Source organism: Alistipes sp., from assembly GCF_020026455.1.
Classification (GTDB): Bacteria; Bacteroidota; Bacteroidia; order Bacteroidales; family Rikenellaceae; genus Alistipes.
Genome location: NZ_JAHHQJ010000005.1, coordinates 153,387 through 170,742 on the forward strand (window position 1 = coordinate 153,387; position 17,356 = coordinate 170,742).

The following is a 17,356-nucleotide window of genomic DNA, read 5'->3' on the forward strand; positions in this document are numbered from 1 at the left end:
CCTCCCAAAACGAAAAACAGAAATGCGAAAATGAAGGACGACAAACGATTAAAGCGTAAGGTACGCAACTCCTACATCGTATCGACGGTGAGCATCACGCTCGTGTTGTTCCTGCTGGGATCGGTGGGCTATCTGATGGTCGCGGCGCTGAAGGTCGCCGACACGCTCCAGGAGAGCATCGCCGTCACCGTGGAGTTGAAGAACGGGCTTTCGGATCAGCAGAAGGAGGCCATCAACAAACGCCTGACCGCCGAAGACATGGTCGCGACGATCGCCTACTCGGCCAAGGAGGAGAAGATCGAGGAGGAGGAGTTCCGCAAGATGTTCGGCAGTTCGTTCGAGGAGATCCTGCCGGAGAACCCGCTGCTGGATTCGTTCGAACTCACACTCTCGGCGGCATCCTCCGACAAGGAGTTGCTCGACTCGTTCATCGCCGCCGTCGGGCGCATCGAAGGCGTCGACCGCGTGTCGTATCCGGCACTGATGGCCGAACGGCTGCACGCCACGGTGAACAAGATACGCCTCGTGCTGCTGCTCTTCGGCGGGGCACTGCTGGTCATCTCGCTGATCCTGCTGAGCAACACCATCCGGCTGGCGATCTTTTCGAAAAGATACCTGATCAACACGATGAAGCTGGTCGGGGCCACCAAGTGGTTCATCATGAAACCCTTCCTCGGAAGCAGCATCACACAGGGGATCCTGGCCGGTATGGCCGCCTCGGCGCTGTTCGGACTGGCCGTATACGGGCTCAACGAGGCGGTCCCCGAACTGATGACCATTGCCGAAATCGGCAAAATAGCCATCATCCTCGGCGCAATGATTGCGGGCGGCATCATCATCTCGGTTTTTTTCACCTTCGCGGCCCTCAACAAATTCATCAACATGAAGTCGAACAACATACACCTTTATTAAATGAAAAACGAACAGAAGAACACGCAGGCCTCCACGCCGGAAGATCCCCGCATGCCCCTCACACGACGCAACTACGTCCTGCTGGCGATCGGCTTCGCGGTCGTCATCCTGGGCTTCGTACTGATGGCCGGCGGAGGCAGCGACTCGCCCAACGAATTCAACTACGCGATGTTCTCGTGGAGGCGCATCACGCTGGCCCCGATTCTCGTGATCGGAGGCTTCGTCATCGAGATCTATGCGATCATGAAACGTTACAAGTAATTCCCGGCCCGTTGCGGAACGCCGCCCCGGAGGAACAATCCGCCCGACAACGGCCGGCGAACCGGAACGTCCGAAAACTCAAGACCCTTTCTAAAAAATAAATGGACACACTGCAAGCCATCCTGCTCGGTATCGTGCAGGGAATCACCGAATTTCTGCCCGTATCAAGCAGCGGGCATCTCCAGATCGCCAAGGAAGTGCTGGGCGTACAGCTCGAAGAAAACCTCACGTTCGACGTGGCCCTCCATGCCGCCACGGTACTGAGCACGATCGTCGTGCTGTGGAGCGAAATATGGCGCCTCCTGAAGGGAGTATTCTCGCGCCGGTTCAACGACGAACAGGCCTATGTTCTGAAACTCGTCCTCTCGATGATCCCCATCGGCATCGTCGGGCTCCTGCTCAAGGACCGGATCAACGACCTGCTCAATGCCCCCTACATTCTGGTCGTCGTGGGCGCAATGCTCCTCCTGACGGCCGCACTGCTGGCCTTCGCCTACTATGCCAAGCCGCGGCAGAAGGAGACCATCTCCTACCGCGACGCCCTGATCATCGGACTGGCGCAGGCATGCGCCGCCATGCCGGGACTCTCCCGCTCGGGATCGACCATCGCCACGGGACTGCTGCTGGGCAACAAAAAAGCCGCCGTGGCACAGTTCTCGTTCCTGATGGTGCTGGCCCCGATTCTGGGCGAGACCCTGCTCCAGGCAACAAGCGGCGATCTGACGGCCGGAATTGCCACAGGTCCGCTCATCGCCGGATTCCTCGCTTCGTTCATCACGGGTTGTCTGGCCTGCAAATTCATGATCGAAGTCGTGAAGCGGGGCAAACTCATCTGGTTCGCCGTCTACTGCACCGTTGCGGGAACAGTCTCGATCATAAGCTATTTCTGCTGATGAAAGAGACGCTGGACCTCCGCGGCCTGAATTTCGAGGACGGATACATCGCCGTTCTGGACAAGCCCCTGCGCTGGACCTCGACCGACGTGGTGCGCAAAATCAAATTCACGCTCCGCAAGCTGGGCTATCGCAAAATCAAGGTCGGACATGCCGGGACGCTCGACCCGCTGGCCACAGGCATCCTGCTGGTCTGCATCGGCCGCGCCACTAAACTCGTCGACTCCCTGCAGGCCGAGGAGAAGGAGTATGTGGCCGACGTGATGCTGGGTGCCACGACCCCGAGCCATGACCTGGAACACGAAATCGACCAAACCTATCCGTGGAAGCACATCACGCGGGAAGCGGTCGCCGAAGCCCTCGCCTCGCTCACCGGAGAGCGGCTGCAAACCCCGCCCGTCTACTCGGCCAAGAAGATCGACGGCACTCGGGCCTACGAGCTGGCCCGCGCCGGCGAACAGGTGGCCGTGCGCCAGGCGCTGATCAACATCTACGAAATGGAGATCGTGGAATACGACCTGCCGCGGGTGCGGATCCGCGTGCGCTGCAGCAAGGGAACCTACATCCGTTCGCTGGCCCACGAGATCGGGCAGGCACTTCACAGCGGGGCGCACCTCACCTCGCTGCGCCGCACGCGCAGCGGCGGATTCACACTCGAAAAATCCTGCGAATTGGACGAATTTCTTGAAAATCTACAAAAACTTGAAACAAAATAGGCCTTTTTGCGTATAAAAAATAATCTGTCTTTGTTTTCCGGGACCTTCCCGGCAGGCGGGACAGAGGCAAAACCGCGTTTCAGGCCCCGCCGGACGCAGTAAATGTCGAACCACATACAGGTAAAAAAGAGCGTTCATCTATGAAATTATCGCAGTACGGGTATGAGTTTTCTCCCGAAATGCTGGCCAAATACCCGGCCGACAATCGCGACGAGTCGCGTCTGATGGTCATCAACCGCGCCAAAGGCACGATCGAGCACCGGATCTTCAAGGACATCATCGAGTATTTCGACGAAAAGGACCTGTTCGTCTTCAACGACACGAAGGTCTTCCCGGCACGACTCTACGGCAACAAGGAGAAAACCGGCGCCGAAATCGAAATCTTCCTGCTGCGGGAACTCAACCGCGAACTGCGGCTGTGGGACGTGCTGGTGGATCCGGCCCGCAAAATCCGGATCGGCAACAAACTCTACTTCGGAGACGACGACCTGCTGGTGGCCGAGGTCATCGACAACACCACCTCGCGCGGACGAACGCTGCGCTTCCTGTTCGACGGATCCTACGAGGAGTTCAAGCAGGCTCTCTTCTCGCTGGGCGAAACGCCCCTGCCGAAGTGGGTGCGCGAGAAGGTCGAGCCCGAGGATGCCGAGCGCTACCAGACCATCTTCGCCGAGAAGGAGGGGGCTGTGGCGGCCCCGACGGCCGGCATGCACTTCTCGAAGCACCTGATGAAGCGCATGGAGATCAAGGGCATCGACAAGGCGTTCGTGACGCTGCACGTCGGACTGGGTAATTTCCGCACGGTGGATGTCGAGGATCTCTCGAAGCACAAGATGGACTCCGAGCAGTTCTTCGTCGAGGAAACGGCCGCCGAAGCGGTCAACAACGCCAAGCGGCAGGGACACAAGGTCGTGGCCATCGGTACGACCGTGATGCGCACGATCGAAACCGCCGTTTCGACCAACGGAATGATCAAACCCATGGAGGGCTGGACCAACAAGTTCATTTTCGCCCCCTACGAGTTCACAGTGGCCAACGCCATGGTCACCAACCTCCATCTGCCCTACTCGACGCAGCTGATGATGGTGGCCGCCTTCGGCGGTTACGAAACCGTGATGAACGCCTACAAGGTGGCCCGGGAAGAGGGGTATCGGTTCGGTACTTACGGAGACGCGATGCTCATTCTTTAATTTTTTTCACTACCTTTGCAGACATAAACCCTCAAAACCATGGCAAGCAAGATTCTGTACGTGTGTCAGGAGATCACCCCCTATCTTCCAGAAACGGAGGGTTCCCGGCTTTGCCGTGCACTGACGCAGGCAATGCAGGAACGCGGGAACGAGATCCGTACGTTCATGCCCCGCTACGGCTGTATCAACGAGCGCAGGCACCAGTTGCATGAGGTGATCCGACTCTCGGGCATGAACCTCATCATCGACGACAACGACCACCAGCTGATCATCAAGGTGGCATCGATACCCGCAGCACGCGTACAGATTTATTTCATCGACAACGACGACTACTTCTCGCGCAAGGCGGTGCTGACCGACGGCGCGGACAACTACTTCCAGGACAACGACGAACGGGCCATATTTTTCGCCCGGGGCGTATTGGAAACGGTCAAGAAACTGCGCTGGACCCCGACGATCGTCCACTGCCACGGCTGGTTCACGGCCGTGATCCCCGTATACCTGAAACGGGTATTCGCCGACGACCCGATCTTCCGCGACGTGAAGGTCGTCGTGTCGCTCTACGGCGACGGATTCTCCGGGGAACTCGACCCCGGATTCGGCGCCAAGATCGCCGGCGAAGGCGTCAAGGACAAAAATCTTGCGATTCTCGACGCTCCGTCATACGAAAACCTCTGCCGGTTCGTTATGGAATATGCCGACGGAGTGGTTGCGGCTTCCCCGGACGTCGACCCCAAAGTGTTGGACATCGCCCGCGCAAGCGGAAAGCGGATGCTCGAATACCAATCGCCCGAGGCTGAGGACTTTTTCGATAATTACAACCGATTCTATGAAGCGATTCAATAATTTCCGCCGCATGCTGCTCCCCGTTGCAGCCCTGGCCGCCACGACAGGACTGACCCTCGGGGGTTGTACCAAGGTGGACGACACGCTGGGCGGAAACCTCGTCCCCGACAACCAGCAGATGAGGGCAGGATACGTTCAGCTCCCCCGGGACGGAGAACTCAACCCCAGGAAATATGTCGAAACCCGGCTGTTTCAGACCGATTCGATCATCAGTTCGAACATCTCCTACGGCTACATGGGTTCGATGTTCAACGACACGCTGGGACGCCGCTCCGCGGGATTCCTGTCGCAGATGATCAGCTACTACAAGGTCGACGAGGGGTATTTCGCCGACAAGCCGATCTTCGACTCGGCGCAGATCCTGCTCAAGGTGACCAGTTTCGGCCGCGACACGCTTACCCCCCAATCCTTCGCGGTCTACGAGGTCATCAGCAACAAATACCTCACCGAGAAGCCCATAGCGCCCAAAAAATCGCAGCGCGACTCGACTTTCTACCTCAATTTCGACCCCGTGGCGGCAGGTGTTTACAATCCCGACGAGCCGCTCTTCACCTTTACGCTCGGCGGCGATGGGAAATATCCCTCGACCACACCGGCCGTGACGCTGGAGCCGACCGAAGCGGGCAAGAAATACATCCGCCGCCTGATGCTTCAGGAGGGCAAGTATGCCGGCGACTATTCGATCTACAGCGCCGAAAAGCTGGAATCCTGGGTCGAGGAGTTCCGGGGTCTCTACATCGCCCCGAACCCCCAGAAGCCACTCGCCAAGTCCGATAACGGGACGATCTTCGCAACGGACCTCACCTATTCGGGCCTGTCGGTCTACGGACGCACCCGCGTGAAGGAAGATCCCTCGCTGATCAAGGATACGATCCGCATGATCTACTACTTCTACGAGGAGCGTGCGGCATTCGGCAATGTCTCGGTGAACTGCATCAAGCACAACTACGAGGAGGCTACGAGCGCCAGGAAGATAAACATTGACGAAGCCCGCGAGACGGCCGAGAACAGACCCGAAAATCCCTTCGTCTATGTCGAGGGTATGGGCGGCGTGGTGACCGAGATGACCTTCAGCCCGGAGTTCTTCGCGGCACTGGAGGAAGAGATCGCCAAGGGAAATGCCGACAACAAGGACTTCAAAACCCTTGCCTTCAGCCAAGTTCGCATGTCGATCTACTTCAACGGCAGTGACTATAAATGGGAAAACGTGGCGGACGGAAGCATCGAGGACATCAAGAGGCTGACCGTGGAGATGAGCGCCGCACCGAGCCGGCTGGGTATGTACACCAACTACAAGATGCTGACCCCGATTTCGGATTACGCCTATACCTACGAGCAGAACTACGGCTCTTCGATGACGCTCGCCTACAACGGCCGGATCAACCGCAGCCGCGGCTGCTACGTAATGGACATCACGGGATACATGCAGCAGCTCTGGAACAGTTATATGGAAGCCAAGGCGGATGCGGGCGGAGAGGTTGCCAAGATCGACTGGGACAAAGTCGAAAACCGCTCGATATACATCGGTCCCGAAGCATACAGCCTCTACACGACCTCGTTCGGCGTGTTGCAGGGCATGTCGACAGAGCCCGGGGCGGACGAACAGAACAACGCCCCGATACGCTTCAGTATGGCATACAACCTGATCAAGTAAACAACAGATAAAACCTCTTGCGGAACCTAAGTGTAATGCTTAGGTTTTCGCTTTTCTGAAAAAGCCATCAAAAACAGCTATGCAGGAAAATTTAGTGATCGTAGAGTCCCCCGCCAAGGCCAAGACCATAGAGAAGTTTCTCGGCAAGGACTTTATCGTAAAATCAAGCTTCGGACACATCCGCGACCTTGCCAAGAAGGATCTCGGCATCAATATCGGCGAAGGCTACAAGCCCGTATACGAAATCCCGAGCGACAAGAAGAAAGTGGTCGACGAACTCACCAAGCTGGCCAAGTCGAAAACCGTATGGCTCGCATCCGATGAGGACCGCGAAGGAGAAGCCATCGCATGGCACCTGACCGAAGTGTTGGGTCTCCCCGTCGACCAGACCAAGCGCATCGTCTTCCACGAAATCACCAAGCGGGCGATTCTGGAAGCCATCGAGAAGCCGCGCACGGTGAACATGGATCTGGTCAATGCACAGCAGGCACGACGCATCCTCGACCGGCTGGTCGGCTTCGAGCTGTCGCCGGTACTGTGGAAGAAGGTACGTCCGGCGCTGTCGGCTGGCCGCGTGCAGTCGGTCGCCGTACGACTGATCGTGGAGCGCGAGCGCGAGATCATCGCCTTCCGCTCGGCAGCCTATTTCCGCGTCGTGGCACAGTTCTACGCCGCCGGAGATCCGGAGAAGACGCTCTTCAAGGCCGAACTCTCGTCGCGCTTCGAGACCCGGGCGCAGGCGGAAAACTTCCTGCAAAGCTGCATCGGCGCCACATTCACGGTGGCCAAGGCCGAGGAGAAACCCGCACAGCGCTACCCCGCACCGCCGTTCACAACCTCGACGCTCCAGCAGGAGGCCGGCCGCAAGCTGGGCATGTCCGTATCGCAGACGATGTCCGTCGCGCAGCACCTCTACGAGCAGGGTCTGATCACCTACATGCGTACCGACTCGGTGAACCTCTCGCAGCAGGCGCTGGCCCAGTGCAAGGAGGAGATCACGAAACTCTACGGCGAGAAATATTCGCGCTGGTTCAACTACAAGACCAAGACCAAAGGCGCACAGGAGGCTCACGAGGCCATCCGTCCGTCGTACATTGAGCGCCAGGAGATCGAAGGCACGCCCGCCGAGAAAAAGCTCTACGACCTGATCTGGAAACGCACGGTCGCCTCGCAGATGGTCTGCGCCGAATTGGACCGCACGACCATCACCATCGACATGTCGGGAAGTTCGAACCAGTTCGTCGCACAGGGCGAAGTAGTCCGGTTCGACGGATTCCTGCGCCTCTACTCCGAATCCACGGACGACGACCAGGCCACCGAGAGCGGCGAGGGACTGCTGCCCAAACTCACGGCAGGCGATCAGGTCCTCCCGTCGCAGATCACCGCCACGGAGCGCTTCACATCGGCTCCGGCACGCTATAACGAGGCCTCGCTCGTCAAACGCCTCGAGGAGCTGGGCATCGGCCGTCCTTCGACCTATGCCCCGACGATCACCACGATCATCAACCGCGGCTATGTCGTCAAGCAGAACAGGGACGGGCAGAAACGCAACTACACACAACTGACGCTCACGGGCGAAAAAATCGCCTCGAAGAGTCTCTCGGAAAACTACGGCAAGGAGAAAAACCGCCTTTCGCCGACCGACATCGGCATGGTGGTCAACGACTACCTGGAGGAGCAGTTCGGACCGATCATCGACTACAACTTCACGGCCAGCGTGGAGAAGGAGTTCGACCGCATCGCCGAGGGTGACATCACCTGGGACAAGATGATCGACGAGTTCTACGGCCCCTTCCACAAGATGGTCGATTCGGCCATCACGACACAGACCGCCAAAACTCGCGAAGTCCGCATTCTGGGCAACGACCCCAAGACAGGGCACATCGTGAAGGCGCGCATCGGCCGTTACGGCCCGATGGTTGAGATCGAAGGGAACGAAGGCGAGAAGGGACGCTTCGCGTCGCTCAAGAAGGGACAGCTGATCGAGTCGATCACGCTCGAAGAGGCTCTGGAGCTTTTTGCCCTACCCCGCGATCTGGGACAGCTGGACGGAGACATACTGACCGTCGGCATCGGCAAATACGGCCCCTACGTGCGCTACGGAAAGTCGTTCGCGTCGCTGGCCAAGACCGACGACCCCTACACGATCGGTTACGACCGCGCCGTGGAGATCGTCCGCGCACATCAGGCAGCTGCAGTTGCAGCCAACACGCCGCTGAAAAGCTTCCCCGAGGATGTCGACATGCTCGTCAAGAACGGCCGCTACGGGCCCTACATCGCCTACAAGGGCAAGAACTACCGTCTGCCGAAGGGGGCGAAGCCCGAGGAGCTCACCCTCGACGAGTGTCTGAAGATCGTCGCGGGATCGAAGAAGTAACCGCCCCGGACAGCCGGGGAGGGTCCGTTGCAAAACAAACGGAGGAGGGCACCCCGAAACAAAGGGACGGGAGTCCGTCCCGAGATACAAGGGTCTGACGGCAAAACGGGAAAACACTCCGGGACAGCCAAACGGCCCGCAGAAAAAAGCAAACACCTAAAACCAAACAATTGATGAAGAAAATGATTCTCGCCGCATTCGCGCTCTGCTACGCATTCGGAGCCGCGGCACAAACGCCCGACACGGCAGCCCGCGAAGGCTACCGTTTCACCGATGTCAATATCCTGCCCGTCACCCCGGTCAAGGATCAGAGCCGCAGCGGAACCTGCTGGTGCTACTCGACCCTCTCGTTCCTCGAAAGCGAAATCCTCCGCGCCGGAGGTCCCGAACTGGACCTTTCGGAGATGTGGATCGTGCGCAACATCTACTTTGAGAAGGCCGTGAAATACGTCCGTCTGCACGGATTTCTGAACCTCGCCGTCGGCGGACAGGCCCACGACGTGCTGCACGGCATCGAGGCCTACGGCATTGTCCCCGAGGAGGCCTATCCGGGACTGAACTACGGCTATGACAAGCCCAATTTCGACGAGATCGACGCGGTGATCAAGTCCTATGCCGACGCGGTGATCCAGGCCGGCCAGAAGCGCAGCGAAAGCCGCCTTACAACGGCCTGGCAGGCCGGGTTGAACGGCATCCTCGACGCCTACTTCGGCCCGAGACCCGAAAAGTTCACCTATCAGGGCAAGGAATACACCCCGGCGTCGTTCGCCGCGTCGCTGCAGATCGACCTCGACGAATACATCGAGTTCTCGTCGTTCACACACCACCCCTTCTACACGAAGTTCGCCATGGAGGTCCCCGACAACTGGAATTGGGACAAGGTCTGGAACGTGCCTCTGGACGAGTTCATGCAGATCATCGACAACTCGCTGAAGGAGGGATACACGGTTTCGTGGGGAACCGACGTGAGCGAGAAGGGATTCAGCCGCACCAAAGGTCTGGGCATCATCCCTGAGGCCAACCTCGAAGGCATGCAAGGAACCGAAGCCGAGAAGTGGGGCAAACTCACCCAGAAGGAGAAGGACGAGGCGCTCTACAAGTTCGACAAACCCGGCAAGGAGCGCACCATCACGCAGGAGCTCCGCCAGGAGGGATACGACAACTACGAGACCACCGACGACCACGGCATGCAAATCGTGGGCACGGCGACCGACCAGAACGGAACGCCCTACTACAAAGTCAAGAATTCGTGGAATACCTCGGGCCCCTATGAGGGATACTGGTATTTCTCGCGCCCGTTCGTCGCCTACAAGACGATGACCGTGCTGGTCAACAGAAACGCCGTACCCAAGGAGATTCTCCGAAAAATCGACGTCAAATAGGGGCACGACCCCCTCAACGACAAGACAGCCCGGCTTTTGCAAGCCGGGCTGTCCGTTTATCGAAGTTTAAGTTTTTAAGTCTACCGAAAGGGAGATTTTACATCTCGCGCAGTTTGATGCTCTCTCCCAACATGATCAGGGCGGTACGGAACCACTCGTTAATCCTTGCTTTCATACTAAATAATTTTAAATAATTCTTAAAATATTTTATCATTTAAGACGTGACAAAAGTAGTACGCGAAAACCAAACTTCCAAATATTTTATTAAGATTTTTTACAAAATATGTAAATTTTTTGAATAACATCTGAAATTTCGCTCTTCCCGCCCGGCTGAAGGAGGGCTCAAACAGCATACAACATATTAATTTACACACATTAAATTCATACAGGGCGATTTTGCGAGGACAGACGGGGCAAAGATCCGAACCGACGGTAAAAAGTCTGCAAAAACGTGTGGTGGGGAATCCGGTCAGGGTCCAAACGCCCACACCAGCCTGCCCCGTCCGCTCCGGCAGAAACAACAGACCCGGTAGAGATGGGCCGCCGCCGGGCAGCATGGGGCGAAAAAACGCATCCAGGCAGGCCCGCACTCGGGGAACGTCGTTGCGGCGCTACGGGCTTAACGCGAGGCAATTGTCCGAATTGCCGCAAAAGTAGAATTTTGTACCCGTTTTGTTGCCACTTCCGGAGGTTGGAATTGTTCATTTTGTGCAACCGGAAATATTGGTTATCTTTGCTGACGAATCCGAGCTCCAAATACATGAAAAAGACCTGTTATCTTCTCCTCACCGCTCTGCTGACGATGGCCGCACTGCGCACGTCGGCCCAGAACACGGATACCTCGAAGGAGAATTTTCCATCGACTGAAGCTACGCTTTCGCAAATCAGAGACGCCGAAGCGCATCCGAACGCCAAGCACGTCCGGATGGCCGACACTTCGGCCCTCACCGCCCCGGTGAAACGTCCGGGGCTGATCCGCCGCATCATCGACTATTACAGCCGCTCGAACGTGGACCGCACCTTCGAAAAGAAAATCGACTGGAGCATCGCCCCGGGACCCAACTACTCCTCGGACGTAGGCTTCGGCATCGGATTCCTGCTGGCGGGCCTCTACCGGCTCGACCGCACCGACTCGGTAACCGCACCGTCGAACATTTCGATTTACGGCAACTTCACGACCGAGAAATTCGTGCTTCTGCGCTTCTCGGGCGACAATATCTACAACCACAACAAACAGCGTCTGAGCTACTCGGGGGCATTCGTCTATTTCCCGGGAGCCTTCTACGGCGTGGGTTACAACGCCGGAAAGGAGGGATATGCACAGGATCTGACCACCACGATGGGACTCTTCCGCATCTCCTACTGCACATCGCTCATCGGCCGCTTCTACATCGGTGTAAGCGGTGGCATAGACTACACGGGAGCCAGATACAAAAGCACGGGAATGGTCGACTACATGAACCGCATCGACCGGGGCGAGATAGAAAAACCCGAAGGACAGATCGGCGAGTTGTACGACCTGTGGAAGGACGGCAACCGCTACGATCCCGAAAAACAGGATCCCTTCTCAAACTACATCGCCTTGACGGGCGACAAGCCCAACCCGTTCAACGCCAACGTCGGGCTCTTCGCCCAATACGACACGCGCGACGTGACGTTCAACGCCTCGAAAGGCATCTTCATCAAGGCCGAGGCCAAGTGGTATCCCAAATGGCTGGGCAACACGCGCCGCACGTTCGGACGCTTCACGCTGACCTTCGACTTCTACCAGAAGCTCTGGAAAGGAGCCGTGCTGGCCTACGACCTCTATGCCGATGCCACGGCCGGAACCCCTTCGTGGCACATGTACGCCAAAATGGGCGGCATGGAACGCATGCGCGGCTACTACGAGGGACGTTATCGGGATGAAAAACTGATCGAAACACAGATCGAACTGCGGCAGAAAATCTACCGCCGCCACGGAATCGTGGGATGGATCGGCGGCGGACAGGTCTGGGGAACGGATAAATTCCGCTGGGGAAACACGCTCTGCAGTTTTGGCTGCGGCTACCGCTTCGAATTCAAGAACCGCATGAACATCCGCCTCGACTACGGCTGGGGAGCGTTCGGCAACCGGAACCTGCCGTGGGACCGCAAACGATCCTCGGCATTCCTGTTCACTGCTTCGGAAGCATTCTAAAGGATCGAGACAAGGATAAAACCGTCGTCCAAAGATACGGAGAGCCCGATCGGCTCTCCGTTTTCGATCTGCCCCGCGAGCGTCCCGGCGGCAAGATCGAGCCGCACGACGCGCAGATCCCTCCGGAAATTCAGCCCCCGGCGCCCGGCATACTTGTAGAGAGCCTCCTTGGCACACCAGACGATCCCCGGCAGAAGCGGATCGTCGGAAAGGGACGCCTCGTCAGGTGTCAGGAAGCGGTCCGCGGTGCGTCTGAAGTCGCGCGCAGCGGGTTCGATGTCCACGGCGCAGCGCTCCGCGGAGGCGCAGACCGCGACACGGCCGGCACAATGGGAGACGGAGATATGGACGGCGCGGTTCGTCAGCACCGGAGCGCCCAGCGGATCGTAGGCGATTGCGACGTCGGCACCCAATTCACGGCGCACCACGGCCCGCCAGGTGAGGAACTCGGCCCGGCGGCGTTCCGAAGCAAACCCGGCGGCCACGGCACGTTCCGCGGGAGTCGTCCACCGGTCCGACTCCTCGGCCGGGAGCAGCGGCGATGTCCACAGGGCCGGAATCATTGGAGGTCGACGCGGATTTTATCGACCCGGTGGCCATCCATCTCCTGCACCGTGAAGCGCAGGTCGTGCGACGTGAAGACATCCCCTTTGCGCGGGAAGTCGCGCTTGAGTTCGAGCATCAGCCCGCCAAGGGTTTCGGCCTCGCCCCGGACATCGGCGAAAACCTCCTCGCCGATGTCGAGGATGCGCTCGAAATCCCCGAGGTGGGTCTTACCCTCGAAAATATAGCTCTTGGCGTCGAGACGCGTGTAGAAGCACTCGTCGTTGTCGCTCTCGTCGGAAATCTCGCCGACGATCTCTTCGATGATGTCTTCGAGCGACACCAGACCCAGGGTCGACCCGTATTCGTCGACGACGATGGCCATGTGGACCTTGTTCGACTGGAAGTCAGCCAGCAGGTCGTTGATCTTTTTGTGCTCGGGGACGAAATAGGGTTTGCGGATCAGCTGCTGCCAGGCGAAATCACCGCCGTTGTTGATGTAGGGCAGCAGGTCCTTGACATAGAGCGTTCCGCGGATATTGTCCACATCCTCCTCGTAGACCGGGATGCGCGAGAAGCCCGATTCGATGATCGTCCTCTTGACCGTCTCGTAACCGGCCGTCATGGAGAGCGCCGTAATGTCCACACGGGGCTTCATGATCTCCTGCACCTCGGTATTGACGAAGTTGACAATCCCCGAAAGCATCACGTGCTCCTCGGGGCTGGAGCCCTGTGTCATGTCGACGGCATCGGCCAGTTCGTCGAGCGAAATCTCGCTCTTGTGTGCGGCCTTTTCGCTGATGCGACTGCTTGTGCGGACCAGTGCGTAGGAGAGCGGATAGAAAACCCACCGCAGCACCAGCAGCGGACGGGCCACCATCGAGGCGAAGCGCAGGGGGATGGTCTGCGCAAGCACTTTGGGCAGGATCTCACCGAAAAGCAGCAGCAGGAAAGTCACCAGCACGGTCTTGAACAGGAACTCGAAGCGCAGGAACGTGAAGAGCGAGTCGATAATCCCGGCCGTGAGGATGACGATGCAGATATTCACCAGATTGTTGATTACCAGAATCGTGGCCAGCAGCAGATCGACATCGGCCAGCAGCCGCAGCATGGCGGCAGCCGACGAGCTTCTGCTGCTCTGCAGCTGGCGGATGTCGTTGTGCGAAAGGGAGAAAAAAGAAGTCTCGGCCCCCGAAACGAGCGCCGAAACACACAACAGGCAAAGCGTCACCGCACAAAGCACGGCGATATGCGGAGAAAACCCGTTGAAAGCGATCCAGGAATAGACGTCTTCCAAATTGAAAATCGGTTAGTTAATCGAATAGCGAGCCGCTCTGCGACTCCTCCTTCTGCCCCTGAACTTCGGGCGCATCGTCCTTCAGCACCTCCTTGCGGCTCCCGGGGACGCGCACGATGAACTTCGAGTTACGCGACTGGTAGGCGGGTTTGGCCAACAGGCTGTCGATGTTGCTGTAACGGGTCGGCTTGGCCCCGAGCATCACCAGTTCGGGCTGGCGCTGGGCGGGTTTGGGGGGCAGAGGCTTGATCGGCTCCAGCACGGGAGCTGCGGCGGGGCTCTCCTTGACGGCCGGCTCGGCACTGCGGGCCGGGGAGACGACCTGCTTCATCGCGCCGGGCTGCTGCACGTCGCCTTCGAAGCCCGTGGCAACGACCACCAGTTCGATGAAATTGCCCAACTGCGGCTTCTCGCTCGTACCCCAGATGATGTTGGCGTTGTGGATCACCCCGTTTTCGTCCTGCACGCTGGCGTGGGACTGAATATACTCCAGAATCTGCACCACCTCCTCGTACATCAGGGCATCGGCGTCCGACACCGAAATATTCAGCAGGATGTTCTTGGCTCCCGAAATCAGGTTGTGGTCCAGCAGCGGGGAGCGCAGCGATGCTTCGGCAACCGCCTCGGCACGCTTGTCGCCGTCAGCCGTAGCCACGGCCATATGTGCCCGGCCGCTGTTGCGCATCACCTTCGAGACATCGGCGAAGTCGACGTTCACCAGGTCGCTCTCCACGGTGATGATCTCCGCGATGCCCTTGGCCGCGGAGGCCAGGATGTCGTCGGCCTTGCCGAAAGCCTGTTTCAGCGAGAGCCGGCCGTAGATCTCCAGGATGTTTTCGTTGTTGATGATCAGCAGCGAATCGGTATTCTGCCGCAGCTCCTCGATACCGCGGAATGCCTGTTCGTAGCGGATCTTGCCCTCGACGGCCAGCGGCGAGGTGACGATGGCCACGGTCAGCAGCCCCATCTCCTTGGCCAGCTTGGCAATGACGGGCGATGCGCCCGTGCCGGTTCCGCCGCCCATGCCGGCGGTGATGAAGAGCATCTTCGTGCCGGCCTCCTCGAGCACCTGGCGGATTTCGGGCAGCGACTCGACAGCCGCACGGCGGCCATTCTCCGGATCGTTCCCGGCACCGAGCCCCTCGGAGCCAAGGCGGATCTTCCGCTCCACGGGGCTCTTGTCGAGCGCCTGCTGGTCGGTGTTGCAGACCATGAACGTAACTCCCCTGATCCCGAGGTTCCACATGTGGTTTACGGCATTGCCTCCTGCGCCGCCGACGCCGACCACCGTGATGATCGAACCGTTCGTGCGCGGGACTTTGATTTCCGACATCAATTCGTCTGTCATATCGTTATTTCCTAATTATCCAAACAACTCAAAATTACTCTTTTCCCGCGGGAGAGCGGTACTTTCGCGGCTCTCCGCCGCATTGACGGATCCGACCTTTTCCAGAAGTTCCCCTTCTCTTTCCAGGACCCTTCTCTTTCCAGGACCCTTCGTTCCAAGGCTTCCTCGTTCCGAAGCCTCCGTCTCGTCCCGAAACCTCCGTCTCGTTCCGAAGCCGCTTTGTCGCGACACAACCGGCGCCCGGGAGGGGTTACGGCCGGAAGGCCGACAAGGCGACCGGGGCTAAATCTCTTCGTCCTCGGCGGCCGAGAAACTCTTGTTGATCTTGTCGAAGGTCTTCTGGAAGATCGCACCCCAGTTGCGGCTGCGCTTGGGCTCGCTCACCAGAGTTTCGTCGACACGCTCTTCGGTCGGTTGACCGGCCGCTTCGGCCGCTTCGGCCCCGGACTGCACCCCGGGATCGGGTTCCGGAGCCGCGACGGGAGGCGTATAGGGCCGGGCTGCACGCGGCTGCGGAGCCTTGAACCCGCCGGCTGCAGGCTGCGTCGGCGTGAAAGGACGGTGCATCTCGGGACGCGGAGTCGTCGAACGCTCGATGACTGCGCAGCCGCCCAGTTCGGCCCCCTTGAGCAGGATGCCCACGGCGGTCGAGAAAGCGGCATCGGCAACCTTCTCCTTCGCCTCTTCGGTGATTCCCGCCTCGGGGAGGGCGACACGCACGTCCATGCCCGTCACGCGGCGGAACAACTCGTCGAGGTCCTTGAGTTTGGACGAACCGCCCGTCAGCACAATGCCGTAGGCCAGTTTTCCGGCGTATCCCGAATCCTTGATCTCCTGCTGCACGAACTCCGCAATGTCCGTGGCGCGGGCCTCGATCACCGTGGCCAGGTTGCGCAGCAAAATATCCTTCGCCTCGCGGGCCGTACGGCCGTTGACGCGGATCAGTTTGTCCTCGGGGGCCAGTTCGGCCACTGCCGAACCGTATTTCTGCTTGAGGCTCTCGACGTGTTTCTCGGGAACGCTCATCGTGCGGATGTCGCGGTTGATGGCCGAAGCTCCCATCGGGATCGAAGCCACGTAACGCACCACATTGCGGTAATAGACCGTCACGTCGGTAACGCCGCCGCCGACGTCGACCACGGCCACACCCTCCTCCTTCTCATCGGGCAGCAGCACCGCTTCAGCCGTCGCCAGCGCGTCGGACATGACGCCCAGCATCCTGATGCCGAGGCGTTTCAAGGCCATATCGAGCCGCTGCATCGGCGTTTTGAGGCAAAGGATGAAGTTGAACGTCGACGAAAGTTTCTTGCCGAACGAACCCACGGGATTGCGCACCTCCTGGCTGTCGTCGACCATGTAGTTCTGGGGCACTCGCTCCATGATGGTCTCGTCGTCGGGGGCCTGCACGTTGCGCATGCGGTCGAACAGCGCATCGACGTCCTTCTGGTTGACGCCGTTCTGGGGATCGTAGACGAAGACATGGTCGGTATGGCGCGCACAGCGCACGAAATCGCCCGAGATACCGGCATACGCCTCCGTGATGCGGATTCCGAGCTGCTGCTCGGCCTCCGCCACGGCCTCGCGGATGGCGCAGCTCACCAGTTCGATATTCTCGATCCGGCCCGCATTGACTCCCTCGACGGGCTTCGTGACGACACACGCCACGTCAAGCAGGCCTTCGGGCATCTTCTCTCCAACGGCCACCACGACCGACGAACATCCCAAATCGACGGCAACGGTATAATTCTTTTTTTCCAC

At 58.9% G+C, this 17,356-nt stretch carries 14 protein-coding genes; 10 read left to right on the forward strand and 4 right to left on the reverse strand.

Annotated elements, in window-relative coordinates:
- The first annotated feature begins 30 nt into the window (after window positions 1–30).
- From QZ460_RS04560 to QZ460_RS04605, 10 genes are all read left to right on the forward strand, one after another.
- Window positions 31–912 carry a permease-like cell division protein FtsX gene (locus QZ460_RS04560; protein WP_290540402.1) on the forward strand — a complete coding sequence of 294 codons (882 nt, stop codon included), beginning with the start codon at window positions 31–33 and terminating at the stop codon, window positions 910–912.
- Window positions 913–1,173: a DUF3098 domain-containing protein gene (locus QZ460_RS04565; protein ID WP_290540403.1), complete on the forward strand. Its 261-nt coding sequence runs from the start codon at window positions 913–915 to the stop codon at window positions 1,171–1,173. It abuts the gene before it with no gap.
- A gap of 101 nt (window positions 1,174–1,274) precedes the next feature.
- The gene (locus QZ460_RS04570) at window positions 1,275–2,066 is read left to right on the forward strand and encodes an undecaprenyl-diphosphate phosphatase (protein WP_290540404.1); all 792 of its coding nucleotides are present in this window, start codon (window positions 1,275–1,277) and stop codon (window positions 2,064–2,066) included.
- Window positions 2,066–2,782: a tRNA pseudouridine(55) synthase TruB gene (gene truB / locus QZ460_RS04575; protein WP_290540405.1), complete on the forward strand. Its 717-nt coding sequence runs from the start codon at window positions 2,066–2,068 to the stop codon at window positions 2,780–2,782. Before QZ460_RS04570 ends, truB begins: the two co-directional genes overlap by 1 nt.
- 140 nt (window positions 2,783–2,922) lie before the next feature.
- Entirely contained in the window at window positions 2,923–3,972 is a 1,050-nt protein-coding gene (gene queA / locus QZ460_RS04580; RefSeq protein WP_290540406.1) for a tRNA preQ1(34) S-adenosylmethionine ribosyltransferase-isomerase QueA, read from the forward strand.
- A gap of 39 nt (window positions 3,973–4,011) precedes the next feature.
- Complete coding sequence (locus QZ460_RS04585) at window positions 4,012–4,818, forward strand: glycogen/starch synthase (RefSeq protein ID WP_290540407.1); 807 nt, start codon at window positions 4,012–4,014, stop codon at window positions 4,816–4,818.
- Window positions 4,802–6,472, forward strand: a complete 1,671-nt coding sequence (locus tag QZ460_RS04590; RefSeq protein ID WP_290540408.1) for a DUF4270 family protein — start codon at window positions 4,802–4,804, stop codon at window positions 6,470–6,472. The genes QZ460_RS04585 and QZ460_RS04590 overlap by 17 nt, the downstream gene beginning before the upstream one ends.
- 79 nt (window positions 6,473–6,551) lie before the next feature.
- Window positions 6,552–8,849, forward strand: coding sequence for a type I DNA topoisomerase (topA, locus tag QZ460_RS04595; protein WP_290540409.1), 2,298 nt, complete (start codon window positions 6,552–6,554; stop codon window positions 8,847–8,849).
- A gap of 173 nt (window positions 8,850–9,022) precedes the next feature.
- Window positions 9,023–10,231: a C1 family peptidase gene (locus QZ460_RS04600; RefSeq protein ID WP_290540410.1), complete on the forward strand. Its 1,209-nt coding sequence runs from the start codon at window positions 9,023–9,025 to the stop codon at window positions 10,229–10,231.
- Window positions 10,232–10,991: 760 nt separating this feature from the next.
- Entirely contained in the window at window positions 10,992–12,410 is a 1,419-nt protein-coding gene (locus tag QZ460_RS04605; RefSeq protein WP_290540411.1) for a hypothetical protein, read from the forward strand.
- Here the strand turns inward: QZ460_RS04605 and QZ460_RS04610 are convergent.
- From QZ460_RS04610 to ftsA, 4 genes are all read right to left on the reverse strand, one after another.
- Window positions 12,407–12,973, reverse strand: a complete 567-nt coding sequence (locus tag QZ460_RS04610) for a 4'-phosphopantetheinyl transferase superfamily protein (protein ID WP_290540412.1) — start codon at window positions 12,971–12,973, stop codon at window positions 12,407–12,409. The two genes, QZ460_RS04605 and QZ460_RS04610, sit on opposite strands and share 4 nt — an antisense overlap.
- On the reverse strand, window positions 12,970–14,250 hold the full coding sequence (gldE, locus tag QZ460_RS04615) for a gliding motility-associated protein GldE (RefSeq protein WP_290540413.1): 1,281 nt from the start codon (window positions 14,248–14,250) through the stop codon (window positions 12,970–12,972). Before gldE ends, QZ460_RS04610 begins: the two co-directional genes overlap by 4 nt.
- Before the next feature lie 16 nt (window positions 14,251–14,266).
- A complete protein-coding gene (gene ftsZ / locus QZ460_RS04620; protein WP_290540414.1) occupies window positions 14,267–15,598 on the reverse strand; it encodes a cell division protein FtsZ in 1,332 nt (443 codons plus the stop codon).
- Window positions 15,599–15,880: 282 nt separating this feature from the next.
- Window positions 15,881–17,356: a cell division protein FtsA gene (gene ftsA, locus QZ460_RS04625; RefSeq protein ID WP_290540415.1), complete on the reverse strand. Its 1,476-nt coding sequence runs from the start codon at window positions 17,354–17,356 to the stop codon at window positions 15,881–15,883.